Origin of the sequence: Actinomadura citrea (assembly GCF_013409045.1) — a bacterium.
GTDB lineage: Bacteria > Actinomycetota > Actinomycetes > Streptosporangiales > Streptosporangiaceae > Spirillospora > Spirillospora citrea.
The window spans coordinates 1,322,840-1,336,913 of record NZ_JACCBT010000001.1 but is presented as its reverse complement, the minus strand read 5'-3'; the positions used below and the strand labels follow the sequence as shown (position 1 = coordinate 1,336,913).

General features: G+C 69.9%; 10 protein-coding genes and 2 rRNA genes. 6 read left to right on the top strand and 6 right to left on the bottom strand.

The annotated features are described in order from the left end of the window. Positions 1-2 precede the first annotated feature (2 nt). Complete coding sequence (locus BJ999_RS06570; protein WP_229810737.1) at positions 3-779, bottom strand: DUF3027 domain-containing protein; 777 nt, start codon at positions 777-779, stop codon at positions 3-5. Between the two features lie 241 nt (positions 780-1,020). Between BJ999_RS06570 and BJ999_RS06565 the strand changes: the two genes are divergently transcribed. Beyond that, positions 1,021-2,415: an MFS transporter gene (locus BJ999_RS06565; RefSeq protein ID WP_179832452.1), complete on the top strand. Its 1,395-nt coding sequence runs from the start codon at positions 1,021-1,023 to the stop codon at positions 2,413-2,415. Positions 2,416-2,425: 10 nt separating this feature from the next. Here the strand turns inward: BJ999_RS06565 and BJ999_RS42835 are convergent, their stop codons facing one another. Beyond that, positions 2,426-2,821: a cold-shock protein gene (locus tag BJ999_RS42835; RefSeq protein WP_179832451.1), complete on the bottom strand. Its 396-nt coding sequence runs from the start codon at positions 2,819-2,821 to the stop codon at positions 2,426-2,428. 157 nt (positions 2,822-2,978) lie between these two features. Further along, positions 2,979-3,638, bottom strand: a complete 660-nt coding sequence (locus BJ999_RS06555) for an HAD family hydrolase (protein ID WP_229810736.1) — start codon at positions 3,636-3,638, stop codon at positions 2,979-2,981. A 207-nt stretch (positions 3,639-3,845) separates the two neighbouring features. On the opposite strand from BJ999_RS06555, the gene BJ999_RS06550 reads away from it, so the two are divergent. Further along, a complete protein-coding gene (locus tag BJ999_RS06550; RefSeq protein WP_179832449.1) occupies positions 3,846-4,208 on the top strand; it encodes a hypothetical protein in 363 nt (120 codons plus the stop codon). Here the strand turns inward: BJ999_RS06550 and BJ999_RS06545 are convergent. Then, positions 4,205-4,687: a GNAT family N-acetyltransferase gene (locus BJ999_RS06545; protein ID WP_218905396.1), complete on the bottom strand. Its 483-nt coding sequence runs from the start codon at positions 4,685-4,687 to the stop codon at positions 4,205-4,207. The two genes, BJ999_RS06550 and BJ999_RS06545, sit on opposite strands and share 4 nt — an antisense overlap. Before the next feature lie 168 nt (positions 4,688-4,855). Between BJ999_RS06545 and BJ999_RS06540 the strand changes: the two genes are divergently transcribed. From BJ999_RS06540 to BJ999_RS06525, 4 genes are all read left to right on the top strand, one after another. Next, positions 4,856-5,473 (top strand): TetR/AcrR family transcriptional regulator, encoded by a 618-nt coding sequence (locus tag BJ999_RS06540; protein ID WP_179832448.1) that lies wholly within the window; start codon positions 4,856-4,858, stop codon positions 5,471-5,473. Between the two features lie 94 nt (positions 5,474-5,567). After that, entirely contained in the window at positions 5,568-7,928 is a 2,361-nt protein-coding gene (locus tag BJ999_RS06535) for a helicase-associated domain-containing protein (RefSeq protein ID WP_179832447.1), read from the top strand. 138 nt (positions 7,929-8,066) lie between these two features. Next, positions 8,067-8,510, top strand: a complete 444-nt coding sequence (locus tag BJ999_RS06530; RefSeq protein WP_179832446.1) for a hypothetical protein — start codon at positions 8,067-8,069, stop codon at positions 8,508-8,510. Positions 8,511-8,679: 169 nt separating this feature from the next. Further along, entirely contained in the window at positions 8,680-10,332 is a 1,653-nt protein-coding gene (locus tag BJ999_RS06525; RefSeq protein ID WP_179832445.1) for a DNA repair helicase XPB, read from the top strand. A gap of 93 nt (positions 10,333-10,425) precedes the next feature. Here BJ999_RS06525 and rrf read toward each other — a convergent pair. Together rrf and BJ999_RS06515 are read right to left on the bottom strand one after the other, a co-directional pair. Continuing rightward, positions 10,426-10,542: ribosomal RNA gene (gene rrf / locus BJ999_RS06520) — 5S ribosomal RNA — on the bottom strand. 157 nt (positions 10,543-10,699) lie between these two features. Beyond that, positions 10,700-13,815 (bottom strand): 23S ribosomal RNA (locus BJ999_RS06515). Between the last annotated feature and the right edge of the window lie 259 nt (positions 13,816-14,074).

Sequence of the window (14,074 nt, the reverse complement as noted above, 5' to 3'; positions counted from 1 at the left end):
GATCAGCTGTGGCCGAGCGCCTCGTCGTCGAGGGCCGCGGCGTCCTCGTCACCGCCGGTGGGGACGACCTCGTAGCCGAGCTCGTCGATGACCGGCGGGTTGTGCTCGGACACCGCCGGGAGGGAGACGGCCTCGGAGTGCGCGCCGCAGCCGTGGTCGGCGGAGACGACGCGGCCGTCGTCGGGCGCGTACTCGTTGGCGCAGACGCCGAAGACCTGCCGCAGCGCACCCGCCAGCACCACGTAGAAGCCGCAGGTGGAGCACTGGGCGGGGGCGGACGCGGCGATCGGGGCGCGGGGCCCGGCGACGCCGTCGTACCAGCGGGCGGCGGCCTCGTCGCGGCCCTCCCGCGACAGCACCCGGACGCGGCCGAGGCCGAGCTCCCACTGGGTCTCGCGGTCGGTCGACTCGTCCACCTGCGTGAAGCCGGGCGCGAGCCGCACGTCGTCGGGCGCGGTCGGCAGCAGGTCGCCGGGGCCGAGGTCGCCCGGGCGCAGCCGCTCCAGCCACGGCACCCACGGCGGCGCCAGGAGCGCGTCGTCGCCGGGGAGCAGGACGCACTCGCTGACCGTGACGTTCTTGGCGCGCGACGCGCGGGTCACCGTCACGGCCCAACGCCAGCCCGTGTAGGCGGGGTCGAGGCACACGAAGTAGTGCGTGACCACTCGGTCGGCCTCGGCCCGCAGGCCGAGGTGCTCGCCGACCTGGGCCGGGCCGGCGGTGTCCTCGGCGGCCTCGCGGGCGAGGTCGACCGCCTCGGCGCAGGCGGAGTCGACGATGGGCGTGCGGGACCGGCGGGCGGCCCCGGACGTGGTGCGCGCGGCGGCGGAGCGCGCGGGGCTGGACTGGCGCTGTGGGCTCACATGTCAATTCTCGCCCATGCGGGCACGTGACCCGCACAAGGCGGGCGTCGTCCGCGAGGTGATCCCGCATTCCAGCGGGGAACGTACTCTCAGTCGAGGACTCCGATGGCCGCCCCCGGCCCCGAGCCGGGACGACCGCGAGGAGAGATCAGGGCGCATGGCAGACCGGACACGGGCGGGTCGGTCCGCACGTGCCGTCACCGGGGGTGCGGCGCGGGCGTGCCGCGCAGCGCGCTCGGCCGCGCTCGGGACGGGACGGCTCACCCGCCGCGTCACCCACGCGCAGGGCGCCGGCCGCAGCGGGCTCGGCAGCCTGATCGAGGCGTGCGCGTTCAACTCCGCCGGGGACGCGCTGGTCACGGTCGCGCTCGCGGGCACCCTGTTCTTCGGCCTGGACGTCAACCAGGCGCGCAGCCAGGTCGCCCTCTACCTCGTCGTCACGATGGCGCCGTTCGCGCTGGTCGCACCGCTGATCGGCCCGGCGCTGGACCGGGCCCGGCACGTCCGCCGCTACGCGATCGCGAGCACGTTCGTGATGCGGGCGCTGCTGTGCTGGGCGCTGGCGAGCGCGCTCCCGCACGGCGACCAGGTCACCTTCCTGCCGGCCGCGTTCGGCGTGCTGGTGATCTCCAAGGCCTTCGGGGTGCTGCGCGCCGCGGTCACCCCGCGCGTCCTGCCGGAGGAGATCCCGCTGGTGACGGCGAACGCGCGCTGCTCGTTCGCCGGGCTCATCGCCGCGTCGATCACCGCGCCCGCCGGGGCCGGCCTCGCCGTGCTGATCGGGCCGGGCTGGGCGCTGCGGATCGGCACGGTCCTGTTCCTGCTGGGCGCCGTGTTCACCATGCGGCTGCCCCGCCACGTGGACGTCCCCGAAGCCGAACCGGCGGCGGAGAAGGCCGCCCCGCGCCGCGCGTGGCGGGCGCTGCCGCGCGTCGGCCCGGTCGTCGCCGAGGCGATGCAGGCGAACGCGGTGCTCCGCGCGTTCTCCGGCTTCCTGATCATCTACCTGGCGTTCCTGCTGCGCCAGGAGCGGTTCGACCCGGTGTCGCACCATGTCGCCCTCGGCCTGCTGGCGGCGTGCGCGGGCGCGGGCGGACTGATCGGCACCGCGCTCGGCGCCTGGATGAAGGCGCGGGCGCCGCGGTTCATCGTGTCGGCGACGCTGGCGTGCGTCACCGGCGTCACCGCGGCGGGCGCCGCGTTCTTCGGGCTGTGGGCCGCCCTCGCCGTGGCGACCGCGGCCGGGCTCGGGCAGGTGCTCGGCAAGCTGTCCATGGACGCGGTCGTGCAGCGCGAGATCGGCGAGGAGGTGAGCTCGTCCACCTTCGCGGTGTCGGAGACCCTGCACCAGCTCAGCTGGGTCCTCGGCGGGCTGCTCGGCCTCGGCATGTCGATCGTCGCGGACGGACGGCTCGCGCTCGCGATCGTCGCGGCGGCGCTGGCCCTGGCGTCCGGGCTGCTGGTGATGCGGCAGGCCGGAGCCCGGCGTCAGGCCGGCAGGCCCGGCCGCACCGGCCCGCTCAAGGACGCGCACCACGAGATGCGCGCCTGAACTCCGGCGCTCAGGGCGCCAGGTCGTCGGCGACCGCGCGCAGCACTATGGCGATCTTCTTGGCGTCGGCCGGCGCCGGGTGCTTGCCCCGCCGGTAGGTGTTGGAGATCCCGTCCAGCAGCTTGATCAGGTCCTCGGTGATGACGACCATCTCGTCGGGCTTCTTGCGCCGCTGCTTGGCGATGGTCTTCTCCACCGACGGCAGCGTCTCCAGCACCCGCACCTGCAGGGCCTGCTGACCGCGGCGCCCCTCGACCACGCCGAACTCGATGCGCTGGCCCGGCTTGAGGGTCGTGACCCCGCCCGGCAGCGCCGACGAGTGCACGAAGACCTCACCGCCGTCGTCGCGGGTGAGGAAGCCGAACCCCTTGTCGGAGTCGTACCACTTGACCTTGCCAGTCGGCACCGGAGACCTCGTTCGGTAATCGTCCCTGAATCGACCCCAAGATTAGTCCCTCGCCGCGGGCCGGTGAACATGCCGGGGGCCCCGCGACGCCTGTGGGGCAACGGGATCGACGCTATCCCGGGCACCCCGGAAGGGCATCCGATTATCGCCGCCCAGCTCAGCCCTGCGGGGCGGCTCCGCCCGCCCCGAAACCGCCGAGCCAGCCGGGGAACGCCAGCAGGTCCGGCAGCACGACGTCCGCGCCGTAGGCGGTGAGGGCCGCCGAGTCGAACGCGCCGGTCGCGACGGCCACCGCCACCGCCGAGGCGGCCCGGGCGGCGTCCACGTCGCCGGTGTGGTCGCCGATGTAGGCGCCGGCGCCGTGCTCGCGCAGGACGGCGCCCTTGTCGGCGCCGAACAGGCCGCCCACGACCGCGTCCGCCGCCAGCCCGAGGAACCGGACGGTCCGCTCGGTGTCGGCCTGGTTCTTGCCCGACACGACGACCACCCGCCCGCCGCGGGCCCGCACCGCCTCCAGCGCGGCGGCCGCCCCCGGCATGAGGACGGTCGCCGGGACCGCGACGTCGGCGTAGATCGCCCGGTAGCGCGCCGCCATCGCCGGCACCCGCTCCGGCGGGAACCAGTACGCCAGCTCCTCCTCCAGCGGGGGTCCGATGCGCCGCACCACCTGCCCGGTGTCGATCGGCACGCCCGTCTCCGCCGCCAGGGCCGCGTAGACGGCACTGATCCCGGCGCGGGTGTCGGCGAGGGTCAGATCGAGGTCGAAACCGATGGCGAGGCCGTCGCGGGACGGCGCGGAGGAGGCGAGATCGAACACGTCCACAGGGTAAGGGGGCTGGACACACGCAAGGACCCGCGCTCTCCTGGTAGTGGCGATGCGACGGGATCCGAGTAGGAGAGCGCGGGACCGTGCTCCGGATATACCCGGGCCCTCGCCCACAAACCACCTGACCAGGGAAAACGCAGCACACGAACCCCCCATCCCCGCCCCAAGGACGATCCGACCCGGTGAAGGAGGCCGCACATGGCAGGGACCCAGACCGAGCCGGGCGGTGACCACCGCGCCCCGCGCGCCCGCCGGATCCCCGCCGCCGCCGCGGCCCGCCGCCGCGCCGTCGGCCTGCTGGCGGCGGCGGTCTCCATCGCCACCACGCTCGTGGTGACGGTCCTGGCCGTGCACATCGTCTTCGTCGCGTTCGAGGCCAACACGGCCAACGACCTCGTCCGCTGGTTCGGGGACCGGGCCACCGACCTGTGCTGGCAGTTCAAGGACGTCTTCCAGCCGGAGAACCCCAAGGTGGAGGTCGCCGTCAACTACGGTCTGGCCGCCCTCGTCTACCTGGTGGTCGGCCGCGTCCTCGTCGGTCTCGTCCGCCGCCTGGGCTAGTCGCGGCCGGGGAAGCGGACCTTGTCGAAGGGCCACGCCGTGCCGACCCATTCGCGGACGAACCCCTCCAGCTCCTTCTCCAGGACGGAGTTCTCCTCGTCCGCGCGCACCCAGAACACCACCACCGCGTCCGAGCCGGGACGGTCCGACGGGGCGACGTGGATGCGGCCGAGCTGCCGCTCCCCGTCCGGGGTGATCACGACGTAGCTGAACGAGCGCCGCAACTGCCCCTGCTTCTGCAGCCACGCGACGTCGATCAGGGCCTGCTCGAAGGTGAACTCGCGGTCGGGCCAGCCCCACTCGGGCCCGAACCGGCCGGCCAGCCGGTCCAGGCTGCCGATGACGGCGCCGTAGTCCTTGACCACGTCGTGCACGGTGATCGGACGGATCTGGAAGTCGGGCCCGGCCACCAGCGTGGGCACCACGAAGTCCTCGGGCAGGAAGGCCCCGTCGGCCGCCTTCCGCGGAGACTTGAACATCGTCGACCTTTCCGACGACGCCCCTTCCGGCGACGGGGCGCGGACGAAGGAACTCTAGTCGCCGGCCGGCCCGCCGCGAGCGGCATCAAGGATTCGGGCGCGCCGCGCGTGACGCGGGGGCCGGCCGCATGAACATGCCTTACTGTTCTTGCGGAGGAATTCATCACCATGACGACATCTACGCGCGATCGCATCGTGACCGAGTCGCTCCGGCTGTTCGCCGACCGGGGCTACGCGGCGACGTCGGTCGCCGAGATCGAGGCGGCGGCCGGCCTGTCCCCGGGCGCGGGCGGTCTCTACCGGCACTTCCGGTCCAAGGAGGAGGTGCTCTCCTCGGCCATCCGCGAGCACATCGAGCGGACCCGCCGGCAGATCAGCGACGTCCTCACGCAGTCCACCGCCTTCGAGGAGCGCCCGCTCGAAACCCGGCTGCGCATGACGTGCCAGGCCGGACTGGCCAAGATGCGCGAGGAGCAGGACCTCATCCGGGTCCTGTTCCGCGACCTCGACCAGTTCCCGAACCTGGTGGCGGAGATGCGCGAGGGCATCGTCAACCCGCTGTACGACGGGATCGCCACCTGGCTCGCGACGCAGCCCGAGTTCGAGGGCTCCGACGAGGACTGGCCGGCGGTCGCGTCGATCCTCGGCGGCGCCGTGGTGAACTACTGGCTCGCGAACGAGGCGATGTACGAGCCGCCCACGCGCATCGACGAGAAGCGGTTCGTGGAGAGCTGGGCGCGCCTCGGCCTCGGGCTGGTGCACCTGGAGCGCACTCCGGCCACCTGATCGCGGCACACCGGAGTTCCCCACCTCGCGCGGGCCTCTAACCTGGAGGCCCGCGTGCCTGCGGCATGCACGCGACATAAAGTTGGGGAACGGCATGGAAACGTATGCGGACTGGTTGCGCGCGCGCGGCGACGACGAACTGCGCGCGCTGCTGTCCGCGCGTCCCGAGCTGCTCGCCCCCGTCCCCGCCGACCTGACCGCGCTCGCCGCCCGCGCCGCCACGCCCGCCGCCGTGTCCCGCGCGCTCGACCGGCTCGACCGCTTCACCCTCGCCGTCCTGGAGGCCCTGCTCGTCCTGCCCGCTCCGGCCGGGCCGGACGCGCTCGCCGCCGCCCTCGACGCCGCCCCCGAGCAGGTCGAGGGCGCGCTCGCCACCCTCCGCCGGTTCGGACTGGCCTGGGGGAACGACGCCCCGGCCACGGCGCCCGGCGTCCGGCAGAGCCTGCCGCACCCCGCCGGGCTCGGGCCGCCCGCCCGGGAGGTCTTCGCGGGCTACCCCGCCGAGCGGCTCACCGACCTGGTCACCGACCTGGACGGCGAGGCGCCGCGCGGCTTCGCCGACTCCGGCCGCCTCCTCGCCCGGCTCACCGAGCTGCTGAGCGACCCCGCCGCCCTGGTCGAGGACGCCGGGCCCGAGGCGCGTGCCGCCCTCGACCAGCTCGCGTGGGGCCCGCCGGTCGGGCGCGTCGCCGACGCGCGCCGTCCCGTCCGGCTCGCCACCGCGACCACCCCGATCGAGCGGCTCCTCGCGCGCGGCCTCCTCGTCGCCGAGGACGACCGCACGGTCACCCTGCCCCGCGAGGTCGCCCTGCACCTGCGCGGCGGGCGGCTGTTCCGGGACGTCCCCGCCGAGCCGCCCGCGCTCGCCCCCGCGGCCGCACCGCGCCGCGAGGACGTGGTCGTGCGCGCCGCCGCGGGCGAGGCCGCGGGCGCCGTCCGGCTGATCGAGGAGCTGCTGGAGCGCTGGGGCCTGGAACCGCCGCCCGTCCTGCGCAGCGGCGGCCTCGCCGTCCGCGACCTGCGCGCCGCCGCGACGCTCCTGGACGTCCCGGAGTGGAAGGCCGCCCTGCTCGTCGAGGTCGCCTACGCGGCGGGCCTGCTGACCCGCAGCGGCGACCTCGACGGCGAATGGCTGCCCACCCCCGCCTACGACCTGTGGCTGATGCGCGACACCGCCGGGCGCTGGACGGAGCTGGCCCGCGGCTGGCTGAAGTCCGACCGCGCCGCCGGGCTCGCCGGGGACCGCGACGACCGCGACCGGCTCATCAACGCCCTCAGCGAGGCGATGGTGCGCAGCACCGCGCCGTCCACCCGCCGCGCCGCCCTGGACGTCCTCGCCGGCGCGGGCCGCGGCGTCGTCGTCGGCGAGGACGCGCTCCTCGCCCGGCTGGCGTGGCTGCGGCCCCGCCACGGCGGACCGGCCCGCGACCGCCTCGTCGGCTGGACGCTCCGCGAGGCCGCCGCCCTCGGCCTCACCGGGTTCGGGGAGCTGGCCCCGTTCGGCCGCGACCTGCTCGCCGGCGACGACCCCGAGCCCGCGCTGGAGAAGTACCTCCCGGAGCCCGTCGACGAGATCCTCGTCCAGGCCGACCTGACCGCCGTCGCACCCGGCCCGCTGGTCACCGAACTCGCCCGGGAACTGGCGCTCGCCGCCGACGTCGAGTCCACCGGCGGCGCCACCGTGTACCGCTTCACCCCCGAGTCCATCCGCCGGGCCCTGGACGCGGGGCGGACCGCCGCCGACGTCACCGACCTGCTCACCCGGCACTCGGCGACCCCGCTCCCGCAGCCGCTCGTCTACCTGATCGACGACGTCGGCCGCCGGCACGGCCACCTGCGCGTCGGCGCCCTGTCGTCCTACGTCCGCACCGACGCGCCCGCCACCCTCGACGAGATCCTCGCCGACCGGCGCGCCGCGCCGCTGCGCCTGCACCGCCTCGCCCCGACCGTCCTGGCGTCCGGGGTGCAGCGCGCCGACCTGCTCGACGGCCTGCGCGCCATGGGCCTCGCCCCGGTCGCCGAGGCGCCCGGCGGCGGCGTGATCGTGACCCGGCCGGACGCGCAGCGCGCCGATCCGCCGCCCACCGCCGAGATCGTCCGGCTCCGCCCCGACGACCGCACCGACGCCTCGATGATCTCCGCGGCCGTGCGGGCGCTGCGCGCCGGGGACGAGGCGTCCCTGCACGGCGCCGAGCACGCCCGGCAGGCCCCGTCCGGCGACCCGCCCCGCTCCCCCGCGATGGCCACCGTCGAGCGGCTCCGCGGCGCCGTCGAGCGCGGCGGACGCGTCTGGATCGGCTACCTCGACCAGCAGGGCCAGGCGTCCAGCCGCATCGTCGAACCCGTCCGCGTCGAGGGCGGCTTCCTCACCGGCTACGACGCGACCCGCGCCGCCGTGCACCGCTTCGCGCTGCACCGCATCACCGGCGTCTCCGAACTCGACGACGCCCCCTGAGGCCGCCCCGGCGAACCCCGCTGCTGTCCGGAACAGGACGCTGAGACCGGCGGGAACCGAAGAACCTCCCATACGGTCCAATCAAGGGCCCATCGGACGGGATAGCGTGTCCGGGCGAATGGTGTGAGGAGGCTCCCGATGAGCGGGTACGGAGGGCGTCCGCCGTCGGGCTGGGACGACCCCTACGGCGGCGACCAGAACTGGGACACGGGCGGCGCCTACGGGCAGCCGTACGGGCAGGGCTACGGCTACACCCAGCCCGGCTACGGCCAGCCCGGCTACGGGTACGGGCCTCCGGGCGTCCCCTACCAGGCCGCGAGCAACGGCTCCACCATCGCCGCGCTCGTCTGCAACGCCGTCGCGATCCTGCTGTGCTGCAACATCGTGGCGATCCCCGGCGTGATCACCGCGGCGATCGCCCTCGGCCGCACCCAGACCGACCCGCCGTCCGCCCGGAGACTCACGATCTGGAGCTGGTCGCTGTTCGCCGCGTCCGTCCTCATCGGCATCGTCATCCTGATCATCTACATCGCGTTCGGCGTCATGTCCGAGCCGGACTACAGCTCCTCCGATGGCATCTGACCGGCGCGCCGGCGCCGCCCGCGCGCAATAAAGCCGGCGGTCGGGGCGTTGAAGACCGCAGTCCTCTCCGGAACGCGCGAAGCGCCGTCGCCGCTCGGGTAGCGTGCGGCAGCGATGCCACTGTCCGGACGAGGCATCGATCTTCCGAAACCCGACGGGGGCTTCTGCTTTGACCGACGGTCCGCTCATCGTCCAGTCCGACAAGACGCTGCTGCTGGAGGTCGACCACGACCTCGCCGACGCCTGCCGCAAGGACATCGCCCCGTTCGCCGAGCTCGAACGGGCGCCCGAGCACATCCACACCTACCGGGTGACGCCGCTCGCCCTGTGGAACGCGCGCGCCGCCGGCCACGACGCCGAGCAGGTCGTCGACACCCTGATCCGGTTCTCCCGGTACCCCGTCCCGCACGCCCTGCTCGTGGACGTCGCCGACACGATGGCCCGGTACGGGCGCCTGCGGCTGGAGAAGGACCCCGTGCACGGGCTCATCCTGTCGTCCTCCGACCGGTCGGTCCTGGAGGAGGTGCTGCGCGCCAAGAAGATCAAGGGCATGATCGGCGACCGGGTCGGCGACGACGCCGTCGCCGTCCACCCGAGCGAGCGCGGCGCCCTCAAGCAGGCCCTGCTCAAGCTCGGCTGGCCCGCCGAGGACCTCGCCGGCTACGTGGACGGCGAGGCCCACGCCATCTCCCTCGCGGAGGACGGCTGGGAGCTGCGCTCCTACCAGAGCGAGGCCGCCTCGGCGTTCTGGCACGGCGGCTCCGGCGTCGTCGTCCTGCCCTGCGGCTCCGGCAAGACCATCGTCGGCGCCGCCGCCATGGCCCGCGCCCAGGCGACCACGCTGATCCTCGTCACCAACACCGTCTCCGCGCACCAGTGGAAGCAGGAGCTGCTGCGCCGCACGACCCTCACCGAGGACGAGATCGGCGAGTACAGCGGCACCAAGAAGGAGATCCGGCCGGTCACCATCGCCACCTACCAGATCATGACGACGCGCCGGAAGGGCGCCTACGCGCACCTGGAGCTCTTCGACGCCCGCGACTGGGGCCTGGTCGTCTACGACGAGGTCCACCTGCTGCCCGCGCCGATCTTCCGGATGACCGCCGACCTTCAGGCCCGCCGACGCCTCGGCCTCACCGCGACCCTCGTCCGGGAGGACGGCCGCGAGGGGGACGTGTTCTCCCTCATCGGCCCCAAGCGGTACGACGCGCCGTGGAAGGACATGGAGGCGCAGGGCTGGATCGCGCCCGCCGACTGCGTCGAGGTGCGCGTCACCCTCACCGACTCCGAGCGCCTCGCCTACGCGACCGCCGAGCCCGAGGAGCGGTACCGCTTCTGCGCCACGACCGACACCAAGACCAAGCTCATCCAGGCGCTCGTCGACCGGCACCGCGGCGAGCAGACCCTCGTCATCGGGCAGTACATCGACCAGCTGGACGAGCTCGGCGTGCTCCTGGACGCTCCGGTCATCAAGGGCGAGACCCGCATCCGCGAGCGGGAGCGGCTGTTCGAGGCGTTCCGCCAGGGGGAGATCGACGTCCTGGTGGTCTCCAAGGTGGCGAACTTCTCCATCGACCTTCCCGAGGCGTCCGTCGCCGTCCAGGTCTCGGGCGCCTACGGGTCCCGGCAGGAGGAGGCGCAGCGGCTGGGTCGCCTGCTGCGGCCCAAGGCGTCCGGTGCGGGAGCGCGCTTCTACGCCGTCGTGGCCCGCGACACCCTGGACCAGGATTACGCCGCCCACCGGCAGCGTTTTCTGGCGGAACAGGGCTACGCCTACCGGATCGTCGACGCCGACACGGTCCTCGCCGGCGACGAGTTCTGAGTCACTCCGTCCGGACGGTGCCGAGCGTCGGCGCCGAGACCTCGGAAATGAGAAAGGCCCCGCCGGTAACGGCGGGGCCTTTCTGCAATATATGTCCGGCGGCGTCCTACTCTCCCACACGGTCTCCCATGCAGTACCATCGGCGCTGAAGGGCTTAACTTCCGGGTTCGGGATGGGACCGGGTGTTTCCCCCTCGCCAAAACCACCGAACGTCTCAACGCACCACCCAATGACGGGTGGGCAAATCCACGTCCGAGCCATCGGCTCGACATTCAATTAAGTTAAGTCTAACGGGTTCCCGGTTGTTTTCTGGGAACCACACAGGGACGCGAACATCTCTCGCAGCAATTCACTCTGAACGTTCAGTGTGTTCAAGCCACTCGGCCTATTAGTACCGGTCGACTCCACACGTTACCGCGCTTCCATCTCCGGCCTATCAACCCGGTCGTCTACCGGGGGCCTTACACCCCTTTAACAGGGTGGGAGAACTCATCTCGAGGAAGGCTTCCCGCTTAGATGCTTTCAGCGGTTATCCCGACCGAACGTAGCCAACCAGCCGTGCCCCTGGCGGGACAACTGGCACACCAGAGGTTCGTCCGTCCCGGTCCTCTCGTACTAGGGACAGACCCTCACAATTCTCCTACGCGCACAGCGGATAGGGACCGAACTGTCTCGCGACGTTCTAAACCCAGCTCGCGTGCCGCTTTAATGGGCGAACAGCCCAACCCTTGGGACCTACTCCAGCCCCAGGATGCGACGAGCCGACATCGAGGTGCCAAACCATCCCGTCGATATGGACTCTTGGGGAAGATCAGCCTGTTATCCCCGGGGTACCTTTTAGCCGTTGAGCGACACCACTTCCACACGTAGGTGCCGGATCACTAGGCCCTGCTTTCGCACCTGCTCGACACGTCCGTCTCACAGTCAAGCTCCCTTGTGCCCTTGCACTCGCCACCTGATTGCCAACCAGGCTGAGGGAACCTTTGGGCGCCTCCGTTACATTTTGGGAGGCAACCGCCCCAGTTAAACTACCCACCAGGCACTGTCCCCCACCCGGATACACGGGTGCGGGTTAGACGCTCAAAACGACCAGAGTGGTATTTCACCAACGACTCCACCCAAACTGGCGTCTGGGCTTCACAGTCTCCCACCTATCCTACACAAGACGCTCCAAGCGCCAATGCCAAGCTATAGTGAAGGTCCCGGGGTCTTTCCGTCCTGCTGCGCGAAACGAGCATCTTTACTCGTACTGCAATTTCGCCGGGCCTGTGGTTGAGACAGCGGGGAAGTCGTTACGCCATTCGTGCAGGTCGGAACTTACCCGACAAGGAATTTCGCTACCTTAGGATGGTTATAGTTACCACCGCCGTTTACCGGCGCTTAGATTCTCAGCTTCGAAGGAACAAGTCCCCCTAACCGGTCCTCTTAACGTTCCGGCACCGGGCAGGCGTCAGTCCGTATACAGCGTCTTACGACTTCGCACGGACCTGTGTTTTTAGTAAACAGTCGCTTCCCCCTGGCCTCTGCGACCCCACCCAGCTCAGACAGCAAATGCCATCACCAGGCGAGGTCCCCCTTCTCCCAAAGTTACGGGGGCAATTTGCCGAGTTCCTTAACCACAGTTCACCCGATCGCCTTGGTATTCTCTACCTGACCACCTGAGTCGGTTTGGGGTACGGGCCGCCGGTACACTCGCTAGAGGCTTTTCTCGGCAGCATGGGATCACTCACTTCACCTAAAACGGCTCGGCATCAGCTCTCAGGATACGTGAGAGACGGATTTACCTATCTCTCTCCCTACAGCCTTACCCCGGGACAACCATCGCCCGGGCTGAGCTACCCTCCTGCGTCACCCCATCACTCACCTACTACCCCCTCGGGCCCCACGCTCCCCACCCAACAGGCCCGAAGGCCCAAAGGATGGTTCAGGTGGTTAGCATCAGAGGATTCAGCGTTGGCGCATACCAGCGGGTACGGGAATATCAACCCGTTGTCCATCGACTACGCCTGTCGGCCTCGCCTTAGGTCCCGACTTACCCTGGGCGGATTAGCCTGCCCCAGGAACCCTTGGTCATCCGGCGCACACGTTTCTCACGTGTGATTCGCTACTCATGCCTGCATTCTCACTCCCGCACCCTCCACCCCTGGGTCACCCCGAGGCTTCACCGGATACAGGACGCTCCCCTACCCATCAACACATACGTGTCAATGCCACGGCTTCGGCGGTGTGCTTGAGCCCCGCTACATTGTCGGCGCGGAATCACTTGACCAGTGAGCTATTACGCACTCTTTCAAGGGTGGCTGCTTCTAAGCCAACCTCCTGGTTGTCACAGCAACTCCACATCCTTTCCCACTTAGCACACGCTTAGGGGCCTTAGCCGATGATCTGGGCTGTTTCCCTCTCGACTACGAAGCTTATCCCCCGCAGTCTCACTGCCGCGCTCTCACTTACCGGCATTCGGAGTTTGGCTGACGTCAGTAACCTGGTAGGGCCCATCAGCCATCCAGTAGCTCTACCTCCGGCAAGAAACACGCGACGCTGCACCTAAATGCATTTCGGGGAGAACCAGCTATCACGGAGTTTGATTGGCCTTTCACCCCTAACCACAGGTCATCCCCCAGGTTTTCAACCCTGGTGGGTTCGGGCCTCCACACCGTCTTACCGGCGCTTCACCCTGCCCATGGCTAGATCACTCCGCTTCGGGTCTACAGCATGCGACTAAAAACGCCCTATTCAGACTCGCTTTCGCTACGGCTACCCGACACCGGTTAACCTCGCCACACACCATAACTCGCAGGCTCATTCTTCAAAAGGCACGCCATCACCAACAACAAGGAACAAGTCCCTCACTGAGGAGGCTCTGACGGCTTGTAGGCACACGGTTTCAGGTACTATTTCACGACCCCTCACCGGGGCACTTTTCACCTTTCCCTCACGGTACTGGTCCGCTATCGGTCATCAGGAAGTATTCAGCCTTACCACGTGGTCGTGGCAGATTCACACGGGATTTCACGGGCCCCGTGCTACTCGGGAACACACCCAGAAGCCACTCGAATTTCGTCTACCGGACTCTCACCGTCTACGGTCGGCCATCCCAAGCCATTCGACTATCCCAGCGGTTTATAACTCCTCGGCCCAGCGGCAGCTGGACCAGGGTGGTCCCACAACCCCGCACACGCAACGCCTGCCGGCTATCACACGCGCACGGTTTAGGCTCCTCCGCTTTCGCTCACCACTACTCACGGAATCACTATTGTTTTCTCTTCCTGCGGGTACTGAGATGTTTCACTTCCCCGCGTTCCCACCAACCTGCCTATACATTCAGCAGGCGGCGACACCCCATGACGGGTGCCAGGTTTCCCCATTCGGAAATCCCCGGATCAAAGTCTGGTTGCCGACTCCCCGAGGCATATCGCAGGCTCCCACGTCCTTCATCGGCTCCTGATGCCAAGGCATCCACCGTATGCCCTTAAAAACTTGAACACACAAAACGATCAGAACAAATCGCAGATAAACAACAAAAACAACCCTCAAAGAACCCTCACCAAAAGGCAGGGTCCCTCTCCAGGCGGCTCTCATCATCTACCAGAGATGCTCGCGTCCACTGTGCAGTTCTCAAAAAACAACCGGGCCCACCAAAACCACACCACCCGAAGATGATGCGGTCCTGGTCCCGTAGTCCGAGGTCACCCGAGCTCGCGCCCGTTCCCTCAGGACCCAACAGCGTGTCCACCAGACCAAC